Origin of the sequence: Lachnoclostridium sp. An14, assembly GCF_002160755.1 — a bacterium.
Taxonomy (GTDB): Bacteria; Bacillota; Clostridia; order Lachnospirales; family Lachnospiraceae; genus Lachnoclostridium_A.
In genome coordinates this window covers 1-18,126 of record NZ_NFLE01000059.1, presented here as the reverse complement: position 1 = coordinate 18,126, position 18,126 = coordinate 1, and the positions used below count along the sequence as shown (strand labels likewise).

Below are 18,126 nucleotides of genomic sequence, written 5' to 3'. Positions count from 1 at the left end.
GACTGATTTTTTCCGCATTGCTTAAAAAATCATTCCACTTTTCCAACGTCGAGCACCGGGCCTTCCTAAAATTGTCAAGATGAATGAGCCGTATTTTCTGGGCCAGAATCCCAACCCCAACAGCGGCAAGGGATTTTCGGGATAACAGCTCCTCACAGGCACGAACCGCAGAATCTCCCTTTAACTCCATTTCCCAACGCACCCACGGCGTTTCAATTAACGGCAATTCCTGACCGGCACGCTTTTTATTTTGTTCTGCCTGCTTATCATACACACGCAACATGAAATCACTGGTACGCTTCCCGACATACACCGTATCACCGGAAACAGCGCCATTATCACGGGAACACAAATACTCCGTATGCCGAATCCGAGAAGAATATTGCCCGGATTCTATATACTGATTTACCTCCGGCACCGTAAAATAGCAGGCCCCAATATCATCAATAGCAATATCAAGCCGTGTCACCGAACCAAATTCGCAAATCATAGCCAGAAAATCCAGAAAAACGGTACTATCTAAATCCGCCATTTCATACGCAAAATCAGAAAACGGGGTAGCTGAACTATGCGCATCGCGGTAATGTTTCAACACATCATCCATACAGCTACTTGATATAACCACATGAATCCCCATACCCGGCACAGAGCCGTGATAATACACTTTAATTTCTCCAGAGCCTACACGACGGACGATTTTCTCATGATAACCGAAACCGCCAAACGGCTGAAACGTAAACTCGTCAACAGAATACCCCATCAAATCAAGCGCATATGTATAGGGCGCCGGGCTTGTCTCATCAAAGCCGGTTTTTAAAGTAAACTCCAGCCAGTCAGACAATGATAGCAATCCATTTTTCATTATGACTTTATTGCCATTATCCATACAAAACCTCCATAAACACTATAAAAAGTTTGCTGTTGCAATTTGGAATTTCTACCCCCGTATTACTGTACGGGGGTCAGCCACTACTTTAAGCAGCGACAATCTCCCAAAAAATTAAGCTACAGAACGCAGAAAATCATTGTTTTTTAAGTATTCAAACGGTACATACGTATGAAACAACTGCGTATACTGGAATCGAGCATCACACTCAATCCACACTTTACTAGAAACACAAATACGAGCATTTCCCGCAAAAACAAAAATACCTAGCTCATAGCCGGAGAATGTCAACCAATAGTTATTGCGATAGCGTTTAAAATCACAATCAACCATAGCCGGAAAAGAGACCCTATCACCAACAAATTCTTTACAAAGAGAATACTCTTTCCTTTTTCCTAAACCACTTTTCAAATAATAGGTCATTGCCATCATCCTTTTTTCGTAATCAACCTAACATCAAGCTAAACTATTATATGACCTCTCCGCGCCGCCTGCGCGACCTAAAGTCGCGCCCACGCGCTCCGATCAAAGAACATCACGCAACGGAACTGACACACTATCACCTGTGAAGTCTCTCACCCGTACCGTATTACCAACAATTTCATAAGAACAAGTAGCCGGTGAAAAATTCATCAGAAACCAGACATGAACACGCCGGGCACGTTCTTCCTTATACTCTGAAACAGATTTACAATACCTTATCGCCATATTAGCACTCCTTTCCGTTGGCCGCGCCAGCCATAGGCAACGGCGCGGCCTCCTCTCCGACATCGTTTGAGAGGTTTTCACACACATTCAATACAGAATCCAATAAACTACTGAAAGACGATAACAATCGGTTACTCCTACTATCAGAGACAGTCGCAAACCGGTCGAATACCTCATTTAAAACGGCATCCTGATACTCAGAGAGATCATCCAAAATCACTAATTCACTGTAATCACAACAAAAAACCAAATTCAAAATAAACTGAACAGATAAATATTCCTCAACAAGACGCACATCATCAAACTTTTTCATACGTTCCACTAACTCCGAGTAAGACGAACCAAACAAAACAATACCTCCCTTAGTCTACTTAACTAACTGAATCAATAAGACAACCGTATTTTTCTACAACATCACGCATACTGCTCCGCAAAGCCGCGGCATACTCATAGAAAACCGACGTGTTAGCCTTTCTCATACTTGTAAACGGCATTATTAAATGCTATAATTTATCAATACACAATTAGCATTTATATATGCACATTATGTGCAGGTGCTAGCTCCTACATATCATATAATATACCAGGTGCTAGCACTTTACAACTTAATTTTTCTTATAGCAAAAAGGAGTTGCATAAGTATGCCTTCTAAAAAGCCACAATTTGTTATTCGTACAGATCAGGAAATTTTAGATAAAATCGCATATATCGCAAAAGAAAACGAAAGAAACACAACGCAAGAAATTGTCTACCTAATTAAAAAAAGGATACGTACATATGAAAAAGAACATGGGGAAATAATACTACCAGAAAAAACAACCAGAAAAGAAGCCATAAACAACGAAATAAACTTACTGAAAGATCCCAAAACGCCCGCATTAACAAAACTTAAAGAATCCTTTAAAAACGGATTCGACGCCGGTATGGCAGATAAATAATCATACCTAGCAAGTGTTGTCCACCGGCGGACGGCTCACACTACGTTGTTCACACGTCCTAATGCCGGATGTACGCGGGTCTTTAAATTGTCGATGCACATTGTCGCGTTGTAAGGGGGCAAAAACGGGGATGCCTCCTACACGCCTATATGCAACAAGGAGCAAAACACATCCTGTGATAACCGGCACCCCAGCCCCCTAAATTTGTTAATACACATCTTACCAAGACACTAAAAGTAAAATTATCAAACTATTTTTGCAACACAAAAGGCAATCCGCAGGAGAGCAAACAAATTACATGAATATTATATCTAACAAAAACAATATCACCAGCCGCCTACCGGAATCCAAAAGCTGCTATCTTGTCATCAAGCGGACGAAAACGGAACTGCGTTCCTATCGTCCTCTCTCTGACATCGTAGCAGCTCTTTTTGTGCGTCAAGGGCTGCCCTACGGCGTATCGGCCGGGCTATCGCCCGTCCTTGTCCCTTGACACACGCCCGGATACCTGGCAGGCAGCTGGCGGTCTATACTAGCATAATAGGACATAAGAGCAGAGACCACCGTGTAAGTTTTAGCTATACCATAATTCTGAAAATCCGACTCCAACCGTTCATACAACTTCATAGGAATGGCAACAGAGAGCCTTCTCTTATCAATATACATAAAATCATCCTCCAAAACAAAAACAACACTAAATAAGCTAATCTCTTAATCTATTTGTCCAGGGTTCGAGTCCCTGAAGGCGCAGGAAAAAGCACTGTTTTTGACGTTTCGGGCGTCGGGGACGGTGTTTTTATTTTGCAACGGCACATGAATGTGGTAAAATATCCTAAAAGCCCAAACTTATTATATTACGTTATATTACTGGAAAGAGAGGAATGATAATATGAAAGGCTATCTGGTAGCAACCTGGAAAATGGCTTTTGAAAGCATCCAGAAAGGCCAGAATTTATTAAAAGAAGGCGCGACCATTCATAAGGCGGTGATCGAGGCTGTAAAAACGGTGGAAAACAATCCGCTGTATCATTCCGTGGGATACGGAGCTTTGCCAAACTGTGATGGGGAAGTGGAACTGGACGCAGCCTATATGGACGGCGATACCCTGGGATTTGGTGGTGTCATGGGGGTAAAAAACATAAAAAACCCCATCGAAGTCGCCTATGATCTGTGCCATTATAAAAGAAATTCCCTTCTGACCGCAGGAGGCGCGGAGGAATATGCGAGAAAGCGCGGATACGAGTTTTCAGATATGCTTACAGATGAAGCGAAAATGAGATACGAGGAGCAGCAAAAAAATATCGACATGGAACAGCTAGAGGCCTATGGCGGGCACGATACCGTATGTATTATAGGAAATAACGGCAGTTCCATCGCTTGCGGTGTGTCCACTTCCGGACTGTTTATGAAACTGCCTGGACGTGTGGGAGACAGCCCCCTGATCGGGTCTGGCTGTTATGCTGATTCTGAGATTGGCGCCGCAGCTGCTACCGGAGTCGGGGAAGATATTATGAAAGGCTGCCTCTCCTTTGCGATCGTTGAGAAACTAAAACACCAGGTTCCGGTCCAGCAGGCCTGCGAAGATGTATTGAATGAACACATCGCCAGGTTAAACCGTTCCGGTCATTGCCCTGGCAGCATCTCGGTAATTGCTATGGACATGGATCACAATATTGGAGCTGCCACAAACCAAAACGCCTTCCCCTTCGTTGTCGGGGATATGGAAGGAAACACCGTTCTTTATATAGCGATAAATGAAGATAACAAAATGTCTGTCATCCGTCCTACCCAGGCCTGGATTGACGCTTATGAAGGGGATTAAACACAGGAAAATTGCGGTTTCCAAAGCCATTTTCATCGGTTCAATCCAAGCTCCTATTCTGAAATTTTACCAATCCCAGGGGACAGAGCCTGACCTTTACGGCTCTGTCCCTTGTCTGCATGGCGCCGCTGTCTCACGCACATGAGACAGAACTGGCGGAAATATTCTAAGGGTATCCGAAAAAAATTGAAAAAATCATCTTTGGAAATCCACTTTGTCCGTTTATCGCCTTGCCAACACTTCATGAAACTGTTATAATGGGAACCAACAAATCACTATTGCCCAATCGGGCCCATCTCTGGAGCATTCGCTCTTTTCAGGTATTTCACCTGCGATTCAGCAAGAGAAATCCCCTTTTCGGCCAAAGATTTGGACTACATTTTATTTTACAGGAGGAGATTGCCTATGACACAAAACCTGGAACAACTGATTCTTGAAAAACTCAGCTCCATCGACAACCATCTGAATCATTTTGATCAGCAATTTGATCAGATTAATATTCAGCTGGAGGTGCTGGATCGCCGGATGGGTGCCTTGGAAACGCGTATGGATTCTCTGGAATGCAGAATGAATTCCCTGGAAACGCGCATGGATTCCCTGGAAACACGTATGAATTCTCTGGAAACGCGTATGGACTCCCTAGAGATGCGTATGAATTCTCTGGAAACGCAAGTGGAAAACCTCACCGCCAGAGTCTCCTCTCTGGAAACCCAGGTGGAAAACCTCACCGCCAGAGTCTCCTCTCTGGAAACTCAGGTGGAAAACCTCACCGCCAGAGTCTCCTCTCTGGAAACTCAGATGGAGACACTCACCGCCAGAGTCTCCTCTCTGGAAACTCAGATGGAGACACTCACCGTCAGAGTCTCCTCTCTGGAAACTCAGATGGAAAACCTCACTGCCAGAGTTTCTTCCCTGGAATCGCAGGTGGAGACCCTCACCGCCACGGTACACTCCCTGGAACTCCGGGTCGACACGCTGGAGGGGGATTCTCTGTCTCTCCAGGCAGATACCCGTTCCCTCAAAACCATGACGGCGTCCCTGCAAACCAACGTCAGTTCTCTGGAGACCCACTTTGGTTCCCTGAACCTCAAGGTAGACTCTTTAGAGGTCTCTATAGAAACATTCCGTCTGGACGCAAAAGTTTCCGTAAAAATAATCCGCAAGGATATTCATTTACTTACAGATATAACAGACACCTTAGTAGCCGCCCTGCAGGCAAAGAACATTTTGCCCGCTATACCTTAAGCCTCCGGCTATCACTGACAAAACCGGAAAACTGATAAACTGACAATTTTGTAACAGTTCAGCCATGCCATTCATAATTTGACGGATTTTTAAAATTGGCTAACGTTAAACGTTATTAGCCGTCAAATTATTCATGTAGGGCGTCCGCCCTATAGAAACATATGGCAAAAAACTGCTTAGTGAGCAAGCTCCCACGCAGTATTTTGCCATATGTTTCTGCATGGCTGAACGGTTACACAATTTTCTGTCAATTTTTCCCACTCTATTGCCCCCTATCCTGGTCTATGCTATAATAGGAACACTTAGCAGAATTTGCCGGCGCGCTTTCGCAAACGCCGCGCCGGCAGATCAATTCCTGTTAAAATTATGCAAAGGAGAACACGGATATGGAAAACATGGATTACTACAACGCAAATGGCCAGAATTTCCAGAACATGGTTCCGGAACCCACAATCAAGGACTTTATTATCTGGTTGGGGCTCCCCAGCTTACTGGGATTTTTTACCTGTGGCATCGGCAGCTTGATTCTTCTGATCGTATGGGCCTGCAGCAGCAAAAATTCAACCAGATCTAATTTCGCGAAAGCCCAGCTGCTTGTGTACGTCATCAGCATTGTAATTGGCATTCTCTTGTATATCGTGCTCGGTGCTGCGGTGTTTTCCAGCATGAGCGGCGTTTATTACTAATACCGGGAATAAGCTGTCAGTTAAAAAGATGGGGAATCCCCATCTTTTTAAGATTCATATTGACTGCAAAGGAGGACAAAAATGGGAAACACGGACAATCTGGGGAGTTGGGAGCAGATCCGCCGCGGTGTGGTGGAAGTCGAGCATCTCATCAGCCAGAAACAGTTTAACGCGTCCATGGTAAAATCCCTTGAGGTGCTGGATCTGATGGTGCGGACGCTGGCAGAGAAAGCCTGCATTATTGACACGGACCTGATGACAATGATTGATCAGCTCTATCAGAACCACTGGATCTCAAAACCCACCTGTGAACATTACCATAGAATACGCACCATTGGCACAAAGGCCTTGAATGAGGGCGCAAGCAACGCCTACGACGCCAGTCAGGCACACCAGCTCTTAAGCCAGGAGGTCTACACCTTTGCCAATGAATTTTATAAAGTAAAAAAACGGAAACCGGTTTTAAAAACCATTTCCGCGGCTACCGCCAAAAATGTGCCCACGGCCAAGGAGGCCATCGCCTCCAGGGTCCTGTCCGCCCAGGAGACCGCCGCTCAGGAAAGCACTGCCGCAGACGTCTCCACGCCGGGCACGGCCATTTCCGAAAATCAGGATCTCTCTGAAGGCAGCGAATCGGAGACGTCCAGAGACGAAAGCAAAGGCACAGAAACTAAAAAAACCGGCTTTGCCGTAAAGGGAATTTTCAGAGGGAAACTCTCTAAAAATCCATTTCCCGGAAATGAGGACAGCACTCTCGAAGAAAGCAGCCAGGCCAGCCAGGAGGAAATGACTGCGGCCGCCCAGGAGGAAACCATCCCGAGCGGATACCGGACGATCTCCTCTCCCAGCTATGAGAGGACGAACACCGGCGCTTACGGCACAGAGGACACGGGAAACACCGGCAGTTACCGCCAGCCCCTTTTCCACGGCTATGAGCCTGTTGGCCAGAGGTTTCACCCATCCGATTCCGAGGATTACATAAATACGGAAAACGGAACCGGTGCGGAAGACCAGCCTGATAGCTACCGCCCTGCCGTTTCCGACGGTTATGAGGAAACCAGCGCAGACAGCCATACCTCTGCCAGCGCAGACAGCCATACCTCTGCCAGCGCAGACAGCTACGGTGAAGCACCGCCAGACAGCTGTGAAGATCACAGCGCCGGCCTGGAAACCGACGCTGCCCTCGGCTCCGGCCAGCCCATATTTGGGACCTCCGGCGGGCCATTTTCCAGTGCCCACTGGCAGAATTTTCATGAGCCGGACGAGGATACCGGATTTGAACCGGTGAACGATACAGCCCAGTCCTTCCCCGGCGTGACGGGGGATTTCTCTGACGCGGCTCTGAATCCCACCGATACCGACCCTGAATTTGCCTCTGATTCCCAGGCTCAGGCTCTTGAAGACACCGAACAGGAACCTGTCCGCCCGGAACGGATCATCCGGATCCCCAATCCCGGCGCTCAGGACGAGAAAAATCCCCGTTCCCGCGCCGCCGCGGCCATGGATCGGGACACAAAAAACATCAGCGCCCCCAAAGCGACCGGCAGCTACTCCGCCCCCGTACGGCGGCCGGCTGTCAGCAAGCGTCGCCGCTCTCTGCGGGCTGAGGATCTCTTAAAAGTGCTGATTCCGGTGGCAATCATCATTCTGCTGTTAATTATTATCAGCCAGCTGCGTCCCGACCGGAACCAGCCCTCACAGCCTTCGACCCAGGGTGCTCCGGTGATCGAGACCATGACCGGCAGCGAGACAGATAACGACGAGAATTCTGGCAGCGGGGACGGCGAGACCGGCGGCAGTGACGCCGCGGATCCTGACCAGGACAACAGCACGGAACCCGCGGACAATGAGTCCGAGTCCCCGGACGGCAGCGACAGCGGCGATGACGGCACCGCAGCCCCGGAAACGACGGCTCCGGAAACCACCGCAGCCCCAGAGACGACCGCTCCGGAAACTACAGCTCCTCCGGAGACGACCGCTCCGGAAACCACGGCAGCCCCGGAGACGACCGCTCCGGAAACCACCGCTCCTGAGACCACAGCGCCCCCGGAGACGACGGCTCCGGAAACCACAGCGCCTGAGACTGCGTCCGGCGTCACCTACATCACCACCACAGAGCTCTACGTCCGGCCTCAGCCCTCCGCCAGCAGCGGTTCCCTGGGCGTCCTGGCGTCCCACGCTCCCGTGGAGTATGTGCGGCCTTACAATGACACTTGGGCGGTGATCATTTACGAAGGACAGGAGGCTTACGTTTCCTCCAAATATCTGATTCAACAGTAGCTGTTTTCAAATGATTCAACAGGAACCGTTTTCAAACCGATCAAAATACGGATAGGAATGCCGTAACCGGCCATACTGCTCTTATAGCGCAGGATGGCCGGTTTTTGTTGTGTCACAGAAAAGTCAAGACCACCGGCTAAGCCGGTGGTCTTGACTTATGGCTTTTATTATGGAAAACTCCGTTTACTATAATAAAAAACCTCCGGAGGAAACTCCTCTCTCCCACCAAAAAACTGGTAACCGGTGCCCCCCTCCTCCATCACAAGGCTACGCCCCAACATTCCCCTTTTTATCCCCCAGAAGCCACAGCCTCCGCCGCATAAGTCTCCCGCGGGCCGCGCTCTCCGCCCATCTGCCCAAAACCTCCCTTCCCAAGCGCAGCCGCGGGAAAGATGGTGTATACTTTTGTGAAATTATTCCTGCTTTTTTGTCCGCGAAAAATGGAAAGTGTTGCGAGTGCACAATACACGCCCGGTCAAGCTGTATAATTTTCCGCCACTTTCCATAATATTTTGATAATTTTTTACCATAGTAATTTTGAAACAAAGGGAGTATTATGAGGTGGTAACGATTGTACTTATATAAATACAAGCCTGAAACCGGCAGGAGGACGATATGAACAACATCATCAGCAAGATCTCCGAGATCGAAGCCTCCGCCGCGGCCATCATGGACGCGGCCGGAGAGCGAAAAAAAGAATACGCGAAGGAGATGGAGGAAAAGGCTGCGGCCTTTGACCGTGAGCTGGAGGAAAAAACCGCCGGACAGCTGAAAGAGCTTCGGGACGCCATGGAACTGGAAGCCAAGCGCCAGCTGGACACCCAGCGTCAGGAAGCGGAGGATACCATCCGCCGTATGGAGGAAAACTACCGCCGCAACCACGCCAGATATGTGGAAAACCTGTTCCTGGCCATGACAAAGGAGTGATCATATGGGCAATCTGCTGACTTACAGCGGTCTGGCCACCAAGGTTCGGGCAATGGAAAGCCGTTTTATCACAGACCGGCAGTATCAGGAGCTGGCCGCCCTCTCCACCGTAGGCGAGGCGTTGGAATTTCTCCGCTCCCAGCCGTCCTACAGCGGCATTCTCGCCGATGCGGACAGCGGCATCCACCGTTCCGAGCTGGAAAAGCTGCTCACCCTCTCCCGATACCGGGATTTTGAAAAGCTGTACCGCTTTTCCGGACCAGGGCCGCGGAAATTTTTAAATTTGTACTTTTCCAACTTTGAAATTTCCCTGATCAAGCGATGCCTGAGAAATCTTTCCCATCCTGATCGGGGAGCTTTGGATCTCTCCATGTTCCAGGACTTTTTTTCCAGGCATTCCAGGCTGGATACCCGCCGCCTCACCTCGGCCGCGTCCCTTTCCGAGCTTACGGACGCTTTAAGAGATACGCCCTATCACGCCCTCTTTGCCAGACTGGAGGAGCAGGACGGGGCGTCCCTTTTTGACTACGAGCTCCAGCTGGATCTGTACCATTTTCAGTGGGTCTGGAAAACGAAGGACAAATTTCTGAACAAAGAGGAGAAAAAGACGCTTACCCAGTGTTTCGGCGCCCAGCTGGATCTGCTGAACGCCCAATGGATCTACCGCTCAAAGAAGTATTACAATCTCCAGCCAAAGGACATTTACCCCCTGCTCATTCCGGTAAATTACCGCCTGAGACGGGAGGACATCACCAAACTGGCGGAGACCGGCACTGTGGAAGAATTTTTCCAGGCGTTAAACGGCACCTATTACGGGAACCTGGCCTACACCGACCTGCAGAGCCAGCCTGACCTGGAGATCCTTTACGAGCAGGTGATGGACCGCATCCACGTCCTGACCGCCAGGAACCATCCCTATTCCAACGCGATTTTGAACTCCTACTTCTATTTTAAGAACCTGGAGATCCACCGGCTCATCACGGCAATCGAGGGCATCCGGTACGGAATTGCCCCGGCCGAGATCATTTCTTACATCATAAAAGACAAAAAAGGGGGTAACGGAACGTGATTGAACCGATGAAATTTATCAGCATCACCGGGCCGAAGGCCGATATTGACCGGGTCGTTGACCGGTATCTGTCAAAGTACGAGGTTCAGCTGGAAAATGCCCTGGCCGAGCTTCGCTCCGTAAAGGATCTAAGACCGTTTACGGAGACAAATCCCTACAAGGAGATGTGCGCCCAGGCGGAGGCCCTGGCCGCGCCCTTAAAGGCGGAAACTGCCGGGAAGGACTCCCGGGGACCCGCCCCGGACATCACTTTGGACGAGGCCCTGGACATTGTAGCCAGGATCACCTCGGATCTGGACGCCTGGAGCAGGGAAAAGGAGGATCTGGAACAGCAGGTGGCCGCTTTGGAGGAGTCCAGAGAGCGGATTTCCCCATTTACGGACTTAAACTACAACTTAAGCGCCATTCTCCACTTTAAATACATCCAGTTCCGCTTTGGACGGATTCCGAAGGAGTATTTCCGGAAGTTTACGGACTACGTTTACGACACCATCGACACGGTGTATTACAAGTGCAGCGAAGAGGACGATTACGTGTGGATCGTCTACTTCGTGCCGGAGTCCATCTCCAAAAAGATTGACGCCATCTACGCCTCCATGCACTTTGAGCGCTACATGATCCCTGACGAGTACGAGGGGACGCCTCTGGAGGCCGGAGCCGCTCTGGACGAGAAAATCAACGGCATGAAGGACCAAATCGCCGCCCTGGAGCAAAAACGCGTCTCCTGCCTGGAGGAGAACCGCGCCTCTATTCTGGCGGCGGACGCCAGACTCTCCCGTTTCGCGAAGAATTTCGACGTGCGGCGGATGGCGGCCTGCACCCGCCACAAGGACTCCACCTTCTACATCCTCTGCGGCTGGATGACGAAGGAACAGGCGGACGCCTTCCGGGAGGACATCAAAAACGACGAGGACGTGTTCCTGATCGTGGAAGAAAACCATGGCAACATTTTGAGCAAACCGCCTACAAAGCTGAAAAACCCGAGGCTATTCCGGCCCTTTGAAATGTTTATCCGGATGTACGGCCTGCCGGCCTACGGAGAACTGGACCCCACCATCCTCATCGGCATCACCTACTCCTTCCTGTTCGGTTTCATGTTCGGGGACGCGGGACAAGGGCTCTGTTTGCTGATCGGCGGATTTTTACTGTACCGGCTGAAAAAGCTGAATCTGGCGGCCATCGTCTCCTGCTGCGGCTTTTTCTCCACCATATTCGGGTTCCTGTTCGGCAGCGTATTCGGCTTTGAGAACGTGATCGAACCCCTCTGGCTGCGTCCCGCGGACGCCATGACGGACCTGCCCTTCATCGGAAAGCTGAACACCGTATTCGTGGTGGCCATCTCCATCGGAATGGGCATTATCCTGTTTACCATGGTGTTAAACATGATCAACAGCATTCGGGAAAAAGACGTGGAAAAGATTTGGTTTGACACAAACGGGGCCGCGGGACTGGTGTTTTACGGAAGCGTAGTGGTTTCCGTGGTGCTGTTCATGAGCGGAAATCCCGTACCCGCCGCGGCGGTGCTTGCCGTTATGTTCGGCCTGCCCCTGCTCCTCATGTTCTTTAAGGAGCCCCTCACCGCCCTTCTGGAAAAAAAGGCCAAAACGGCCGCTCCCGGCGGCAAGGCCATGTTTGTGATCCAGGGCTTTTTCGAGCTTTTTGAAGTGCTGTTGAGCTACTTTTCCAACACCCTCTCCTTCGTCCGTGTGGGCGCCTTCGCCGTGAGCCACGCGGCGATGATGGAGGTGGTGCTGATGTTAGCCGGCGCCGAGGCCGGCAGCCCCAACTGGCTGGTGATCGTCCTCGGCAACCTGTTTGTCTGCGGGATGGAAGGCCTGATCGTGGGCATCCAGGTGCTGCGTCTGGAATACTATGAGCTGTTCAGCCGGTTCTACCGCGGAACCGGCCGGGAATTTAAGCCCTACGGACGGGCGGGGGCATAAGCCCCTTTTCCGCCCCGCAGGCCATTTCCGCAATAAACGGACATGACCGCTAACGCGGTCATCACGAATCATGAAAGCCAGATGGCTCCACGCCTACGGCGTTCCCGCCATCTGCCGACGGCATTCGAAATCCGGGCTGCCGCCCTCCTTACTTATTTAACAGGAAACTACGTTTCCTGTTAAATAAGTATGCTCCGCAAGGAGGCGCACTCCGCGCAAAAGAATATGGCTGCTGACGCAGCCGCGCTCCAGCGCGAGTGTGCGCCAAGCGCACACTTTTTATAGCGTCTTGCCCGTCTGATGACGATATATCTGTGCGCGCGAGCACGCCCATCTATATCGTCGCCATCCGGGGCTTTCAGTAAACATAATAATCGAGAGGAGAATACCCATTATGTCTTTATTAGTCAAAATCACTCTGGCCATCGCGCTGATCCTTACCATCGCCGTTCCCTTCGGCGCCTTCGCCGCCGGCGAAAAGACGAAAGGCCGCTACAAAATAGCCCTGGCCAGCAACCTGGTGCTGTTTTTCGGCGTCATGGCCGTTTCCATGTTCGTCCTGTTCTCCGGAAACGCCCAGGCAGCCGATGCCGCTGAGACAGCCGCTGTGGCCGCCGCGGCCGGAGCCAGTTCTTCCACAGGCCTTGGCTATCTGGCAGCCGCCTTATCCACCGGACTTTCCTGCGTAGGCGGCGGCATCGCCGTTTCCGCGGCCGCCTCCGCCGCTTTGGGGGCCATCAGCGAGGACTCCTCCATTCTTGGTAAATCCCTCATCTTCGTAGGACTTGCCGAAGGTGTGTGCCTGTACGGACTGATCATCTCCTTCATGATCTTAGGACAGCTCTGATATGAAAATGTACCTGATCAGCGACAACACCGACACCTACACCGGCATGAGGCTTGCCGGGGTGGAAGGCGAGGTTGTCCATGAAAAAGAGGAATTAAAGGCCGCCCTCGATCGCGTGCTGGCCGACAAAGAGATCGGGATTGTCCTCCTCACGGAGAAATTCGGCAGGGAGTTTCCGGACGTGGTAAACCAGCTCAAGCTGGATTATAAAGTCCCCCTGTTCGTGGAAATCCCCGACCGCCACGGAACCGGCCGCAAGCCCAACTTTATCACCGATTACGTGAACGAGGCCATCGGCCTGAAACTATAAAAAGGCAGGTGATCAGACATGACAACCGAGGAAAAATTACAGCATTTCCTGGAGTTCTGCATGGAAGACTCCAGAGCCCGCAGCGCGAAAATGCTGGACGACTGCACCGCCGCCCTGGAACAGGCGTTTGAGGAGCACAAGGCGGAGGCAGAACACCGGGCAGAAATGCAGATTCAGATTGAAAAAGACCGCATCAAGCGGGACATCAATAAACAGCTTGCCGTGGATCAGTTAAAGATCCGCCGGAGACTGAGCCGGAAACAGGAAGAATTAAAAGATATGCTCTTTGTGGAGCTGAAAAACCGCCTGGCCGCCTTCATGGAGACCGCGCAGTACCAGCGCCTGTTAGAGCGGCAGATCCGCCGGGCCAGAGAGGTGGCCGGGGACGACGAACTGATCATTTACATGGATCCCACAGACAGCGACAAATTGCAACGCATCGCTCTCCACCAGGGAGAGGGCGTGGACATCCGGTTAAGCCAGTACTCCTTCGGAGGCGGCACGAGGGCCGTGATTCCCTCCAAAAACATTTTGATTGACAATTCCTTCGACGCCCTGATCGCCGGGGAAAAACGCCATTTTTCATTCCATTTAAACGGAAAAGGAGGACAGGGCCATGACTAAGACAGGAACGATCTACGGCATCAACGGCCCCATCGTCTACGTAAAGGGCGACGCAGGCTTTGAGATGCACGAAATGGTCACCGTGGGAAAGGACAGCCTGGTGGGCGAGGTCATCGGCCTCTCCGCCCAGTCCACCACCATCCAGGTGTATGAGGAGACGACAGGCATCAAGCCGGGAGAAACCGTCACCGGCTCCGGCGCCCCCGTCTCCGCCGTCCTGGCCCCCGGCATTTTAAGCAATATTTTCGACGGCATCGAGCGCCCCTTAAAAGAGATCGCGAAAACCGGCGGGGCCTATATCCCCAGAGGCGTAAACGTAGATTCCTTAGACCGGGAAAAGCTGTGGGACACCCACATCACTGTGAAAAAGGGAGAACAGCTCCTGCCTGGCGCCATCATCGCCGAGGTCCCGGAGACTCCCGCCATCGTCCACAAGGTCATGCTGCCCCCCGACCTGGAGGGCTACGTCACCGACGTGGTGGCCGACGGCAAATACACCATCGACGACCGGCTGCTAACCTTACAGCTTCCTGACGGCACTGAGCGGGACATCACCATGACCCAGCGCTGGCCCATCCGCGTTCCCAGGCCCACGGCCAAGCGGTTCCCCCCGGCCATGCCTTTAATCACCGGTCAGAGGATCTTAGACACCATGTTCCCCCTGGCAAAGGGCGGCACCGCTGCCATCCCCGGCGGATTCGGTACGGGAAAGACCATGACCCAGCACCAGATCGCCAAATGGTCCGACGCGGACATCATCATCTACATCGGCTGCGGCGAGCGTGGAAACGAGATGACCCAGGTACTGGAGGAGTTTTCCGAGCTGATCGACCCCAAATCCGGCAATCCCCTGCTGGACCGCACCACCCTGATCGCCAACACCTCCAATATGCCCGTAGCCGCCCGTGAGGCCAGCCTGTACTCCGGCCTGACCTTAGCGGAATATTACCGGGATATGGGCTACCACGTGGCCATCATGGCCGACTCCACCTCCCGCTGGGCCGAGGCGCTGCGGGAGCTGTCCGGCCGCCTGGAGGAAATGCCTGCCGAGGAAGGATTCCCGGCTTACCTGGCCTCCCGGCTCTCCGCCTTCTACGAGCGGGCTGGAATGATGCAGAACTTAAACGGAACGGAAGGCTCCGTCTCCATCATCGGAGCCGTCTCCCCCCAGGGCGGCGACTTCTCCGAGCCAGTGACCATGAACACCAAGCGTTTCGTCCGCTGTTTCTGGGGACTGGACAAAAACCTGGCCTACTCCAGGCATTTCCCGGCCATCCAGTGGCTCACCAGCTACTCCGAGTACCTGACGGACTTAGCCCCCTGGTACACGGAAAATGTGGACCGGAAATTTGTGGACTACCGCAACCGGCTGGTCTTTCTCCTCACCCAGGAGAGCAGCCTGATGGAGATTGTAAAGCTCATCGGCAGCGACGTTCTCCCCGACGACCAGAAACTGATCCTGGAGATCGCCAAGGTCATCCGCGTGGGCTTTCTCCAGCAGAACGCCTTCCACGCCGACGACACCTGTGTCCCCCTGTCCAAGCAGTTTAAAATGATGGAGACCATCCTCTATCTCTACAAAAAATCCAGGGCGCTGATTTCCATGGGAATGCCCATGTCCGTGCTCAAGGAGGACAAGATTTTCGACAAGGTGATCGCCATGAAATACGACATCCCCAACAGCAAGCCGGAGCTGTTTGACGAATACAAAAAAATGATCGACCAGTTCTACGACGACGTCGTGGAGCGCAACGCGTAAAGGAGGTTTTCACATGGCAATCGAATATCTGGGCTTAAGCAGAATCAACGGCCCGCTGGCCGTGCTGGAAGGCGTCCGCGGAGCCGCCTACGACGAGATCGTAGAAATGACGGTAAACGGCACGGAGCCGCGGCTCGGCCGCATCATAGAGATCTACGACGACCGCGCCGTCATCCAGGTGTACGAGGGCACCGACGGCATGGCCTTAAGAAACACCCACACCCGCCTGACCGGCCGCCCCATGGAGCTGGGCGTATCCGAGGAAATGCTGGGCCGCACCTTCAACGGCATCGGCGTTCCCATCGACGGCCTGGGAGACATCGAGCCGGACAAAATGCTGGACGTAAACGGAAAGCCCTTAAACCCGGTGACCAGAGAATACCCCAGAGACTACATCCGCACGGGAATCTCCGCCATCGACGGCCTGACCACCTTAATCCGCGGGCAGAAACTGCCGATTTTCTCCGGAAACGGCCTGCCCCACGACCAGCTGGCCGCCCAGATCGTGCAGCAGGCGTCCCTGGGAGACAATTCCGACGAGAAATTCGCCATCGTGTTCGCTGCTATGGGTGTCAAATACGACGTGGCAGACTTCTTCCGCCGCACCTTCGAGGAGAGCGGCGTCTCCGACCACGTGGCCATGTTCATCAACCTGGCAAACGACCCGGTGGTAGAGCGTCTCATCACCCCCAAGGTAGCCCTGACCCTGGCGGAATACTTAGCCTTTGAAAAGGAAATGCACATTCTGGTCATTTTAACGGATATGACCTCCTTCGCCGAGGCTATGCGTGAGGTCTCCTCCTCCAAAGGGGAAATCCCCTCCAGAAAGGGCTATCCAGGCTATCTCTACAGCGAGCTGGCCACCATCTACGAGCGGGCCGGCATCGTGGCCGGGAAACACGGATCTGTGACCCAGATCCCCATCCTGACCATGCCAAACGACGACATCACCCACCCGATCCCCGACCTGACGGGCTACATCACCGAGGGACAGATCGTGCTGGACCGCCTGCTGCAGGGCCAGTCCGTCTACCCGCCCATCAACGTGCTGCCCAGCCTCTCCCGCCTGATGAAAGACGGCATCGGCGAGGGCTACACCAGAAAGGATCACCAGGACGTGGCAAACCAGCTCTTTTCCTGCTACGCCAAGGTGGGCGACGCCAGGGCGCTGGCCTCGGTCATCGGCGAGGATGAGCTGTCCCCCTTAGACAAGAAATACCTGGAATTCGGAAAGGCCTTTGAGGAGCGGTTTATCGGCCAGGATCCCCATGAAAACAGGACCATCACTCAGACCTTAGACATCGGCTGGGAGCTTTTGAGGATGCTTCCCAGAGAGGAGCTGGACCGCATCGACACGAAGGTGCTGGATGAATTTTATCATTCCGCTGAATAGGAGGAATTTTCATGAATCCTAATACATTTCCAACAAAAGGAAATTTAATCCTGGCCAAAAACTCCCTGGCCCTGGCCACTCAGGGCTACGGCCTGATGGACAAAAAGCGGAACATCCTCCTCAAGGAGCTGATGAACCTCATCGACCAGGCCAGGGACATCCAGTCCGAGATCGACGCCACCTTCACAGAGGCCTACAAGGCCCTCCAGCAGGCCAACATCGAACTGGGCATCAACTACGTCCAGGAAATCAGCGCCTCCGTGCCCGTGGAAAACGGGATCCGCATCAAATCCCGGAGCATCATGGGGACGGAGATCCCCCTGGTGCAGCACACGCCGGACACCTTAAACCTGTCCTACGCCTATTACAGCACCAGGGAATCCCTAGACGAGGCCAGAGCCCGGTTTGAGAAGGTGAAGGAGCTGACCATCAAGCTCTCCATGGTGGAAAACTCCGCCTACCGCCTGGCAAACAACATCAAAAAGACCCAGAAACGGGCCAACGCCCTGAAAAACATCACCATTCCCATGTACGAAACCCTCACCAGGGACATCACCAACGCCCTGGAGGAAAAGGAGCGGGAAGAATTTACCAGGCTGAAGGTCATAAAGAGGATGAAGGAGAAATCGTAACCGGTTTCTCCTTTTCCCATCTCCCATCTTTCTCTTTTCCCCAATATGTGTTAAAAT

At 52.2% G+C, this 18,126-nt stretch carries 17 protein-coding genes; 14 read left to right on the top strand and 3 right to left on the bottom strand.

The window, feature by feature from the left end; translation table 11 throughout:
* The 3 genes from B5E84_RS19380 to B5E84_RS19375 all read right to left on the bottom strand — a co-directional run.
* On the bottom strand, positions 1-886 hold an 886-nt coding region (locus B5E84_RS19380), incomplete at its 3' end, for a replication initiation factor domain-containing protein (RefSeq protein WP_087226379.1).
* A 114-nt stretch (positions 887-1,000) separates the two neighbouring features.
* Positions 1,001-1,309, bottom strand: coding sequence for a hypothetical protein (locus B5E84_RS20470; RefSeq protein ID WP_143469284.1), 309 nt, complete (start codon positions 1,307-1,309; stop codon positions 1,001-1,003).
* A 286-nt stretch (positions 1,310-1,595) separates the two neighbouring features.
* On the bottom strand, positions 1,596-1,907 hold the full coding sequence (locus B5E84_RS19375; RefSeq protein WP_143469283.1) for a hypothetical protein: 312 nt from the start codon (positions 1,905-1,907) through the stop codon (positions 1,596-1,598).
* Between the two features lie 328 nt (positions 1,908-2,235).
* Here B5E84_RS19375 and B5E84_RS19370 point away from each other — a divergent pair, with 328 nt between their 5' ends.
* From B5E84_RS19370 to B5E84_RS19300, 14 genes are all read left to right on the top strand, one after another.
* Positions 2,236-2,532, top strand: coding sequence for an Arc family DNA-binding protein (locus B5E84_RS19370; protein ID WP_087226373.1), 297 nt, complete (start codon positions 2,236-2,238; stop codon positions 2,530-2,532).
* 889 nt (positions 2,533-3,421) lie between these two features.
* Complete coding sequence (locus tag B5E84_RS19360) at positions 3,422-4,354, top strand: isoaspartyl peptidase/L-asparaginase (RefSeq protein ID WP_087226368.1); 933 nt, start codon at positions 3,422-3,424, stop codon at positions 4,352-4,354.
* 405 nt (positions 4,355-4,759) lie between these two features.
* Positions 4,760-5,599, top strand: a complete 840-nt coding sequence (locus tag B5E84_RS19355; RefSeq protein WP_087226365.1) for a DUF7310 family coiled-coil domain-containing protein — start codon at positions 4,760-4,762, stop codon at positions 5,597-5,599.
* A 386-nt stretch (positions 5,600-5,985) separates the two neighbouring features.
* Complete coding sequence (locus B5E84_RS19350) at positions 5,986-6,285, top strand: hypothetical protein (protein ID WP_087226362.1); 300 nt, start codon at positions 5,986-5,988, stop codon at positions 6,283-6,285.
* An 81-nt stretch (positions 6,286-6,366) separates the two neighbouring features.
* On the top strand, positions 6,367-8,565 hold the full coding sequence (locus B5E84_RS19345; protein ID WP_087226359.1) for an SH3 domain-containing protein: 2,199 nt from the start codon (positions 6,367-6,369) through the stop codon (positions 8,563-8,565).
* A gap of 615 nt (positions 8,566-9,180) precedes the next feature.
* A complete protein-coding gene (locus tag B5E84_RS19340; protein WP_087226356.1) occupies positions 9,181-9,492 on the top strand; it encodes an ATPase in 312 nt (103 codons plus the stop codon).
* Between the two features lie 4 nt (positions 9,493-9,496).
* Positions 9,497-10,561, top strand: coding sequence for a V0D/AC39 family V-type ATPase subunit (locus tag B5E84_RS19335; protein WP_087226353.1), 1,065 nt, complete (start codon positions 9,497-9,499; stop codon positions 10,559-10,561).
* Complete coding sequence (locus B5E84_RS19330; protein WP_087226350.1) at positions 10,558-12,504, top strand: V-type ATP synthase subunit I; 1,947 nt, start codon at positions 10,558-10,560, stop codon at positions 12,502-12,504. The genes B5E84_RS19335 and B5E84_RS19330 overlap by 4 nt, the downstream gene beginning before the upstream one ends.
* Positions 12,505-12,898: 394 nt before the next feature.
* Positions 12,899-13,351, top strand: coding sequence for an ATP synthase subunit C (locus B5E84_RS19325; protein ID WP_087226347.1), 453 nt, complete (start codon positions 12,899-12,901; stop codon positions 13,349-13,351).
* Position 13,352: 1 nt separating this feature from the next.
* Positions 13,353-13,661, top strand: coding sequence for a V-type ATP synthase subunit F (locus tag B5E84_RS19320; protein WP_087226344.1), 309 nt, complete (start codon positions 13,353-13,355; stop codon positions 13,659-13,661).
* Between the two features lie 18 nt (positions 13,662-13,679).
* Positions 13,680-14,285 (top strand): V-type ATP synthase subunit E, encoded by a 606-nt coding sequence (locus B5E84_RS19315; RefSeq protein ID WP_087226340.1) that lies wholly within the window; start codon positions 13,680-13,682, stop codon positions 14,283-14,285.
* Entirely contained in the window at positions 14,278-16,044 is a 1,767-nt protein-coding gene (locus B5E84_RS19310) for a V-type ATP synthase subunit A (RefSeq protein ID WP_087226337.1), read from the top strand. Before B5E84_RS19315 ends, B5E84_RS19310 begins: the two co-directional genes overlap by 8 nt.
* 13 nt (positions 16,045-16,057) lie before the next feature.
* Complete coding sequence (locus tag B5E84_RS19305) at positions 16,058-17,437, top strand: V-type ATP synthase subunit B (RefSeq protein ID WP_087226334.1); 1,380 nt, start codon at positions 16,058-16,060, stop codon at positions 17,435-17,437.
* 11 nt (positions 17,438-17,448) lie between these two features.
* Positions 17,449-18,069, top strand: a complete 621-nt coding sequence (locus B5E84_RS19300) for a V-type ATP synthase subunit D (RefSeq protein WP_087226331.1) — start codon at positions 17,449-17,451, stop codon at positions 18,067-18,069.
* The last annotated feature ends 57 nt before the right edge of the window (positions 18,070-18,126 follow it).

Bases quoted from the DNA above. Each gene is read 5' to 3' on its own strand.
- B5E84_RS20470 (WP_143469284.1), bottom strand. From the start codon at position 1,309: ATGACCTATTATTTGAAAAGTGGTTTAGGAAAAAGGAAAGAGTATTCT.
- B5E84_RS19375 (WP_143469283.1), bottom strand. From the start codon at position 1,907: ATGAAAAAGTTTGATGATGTGCGTCTTGTTGAGGAATATTTATCTGTT.
- B5E84_RS19370 (WP_087226373.1), top strand. From the start codon at position 2,236: ATGCCTTCTAAAAAGCCACAATTTGTTATTCGTACAGATCAGGAAATT.
- B5E84_RS19360 (WP_087226368.1), top strand. From the start codon at position 3,422: ATGAAAGGCTATCTGGTAGCAACCTGGAAAATGGCTTTTGAAAGCATC.
- B5E84_RS19355 (WP_087226365.1), top strand. From the start codon at position 4,760: ATGACACAAAACCTGGAACAACTGATTCTTGAAAAACTCAGCTCCATC.
- B5E84_RS19350 (WP_087226362.1), top strand. From the start codon at position 5,986: ATGGAAAACATGGATTACTACAACGCAAATGGCCAGAATTTCCAGAAC.
- B5E84_RS19345 (WP_087226359.1), top strand. From the start codon at position 6,367: ATGGGAAACACGGACAATCTGGGGAGTTGGGAGCAGATCCGCCGCGGT.
- B5E84_RS19340 (WP_087226356.1), top strand. From the start codon at position 9,181: ATGAACAACATCATCAGCAAGATCTCCGAGATCGAAGCCTCCGCCGCG.
- B5E84_RS19335 (WP_087226353.1), top strand. From the start codon at position 9,497: ATGGGCAATCTGCTGACTTACAGCGGTCTGGCCACCAAGGTTCGGGCA.
- B5E84_RS19325 (WP_087226347.1), top strand. From the start codon at position 12,899: ATGTCTTTATTAGTCAAAATCACTCTGGCCATCGCGCTGATCCTTACC.
- B5E84_RS19320 (WP_087226344.1), top strand. From the start codon at position 13,353: ATGAAAATGTACCTGATCAGCGACAACACCGACACCTACACCGGCATG.
- B5E84_RS19315 (WP_087226340.1), top strand. From the start codon at position 13,680: ATGACAACCGAGGAAAAATTACAGCATTTCCTGGAGTTCTGCATGGAA.
- B5E84_RS19310 (WP_087226337.1), top strand. From the start codon at position 14,278: ATGACTAAGACAGGAACGATCTACGGCATCAACGGCCCCATCGTCTAC.
- B5E84_RS19305 (WP_087226334.1), top strand. From the start codon at position 16,058: ATGGCAATCGAATATCTGGGCTTAAGCAGAATCAACGGCCCGCTGGCC.
- B5E84_RS19300 (WP_087226331.1), top strand. From the start codon at position 17,449: ATGAATCCTAATACATTTCCAACAAAAGGAAATTTAATCCTGGCCAAA.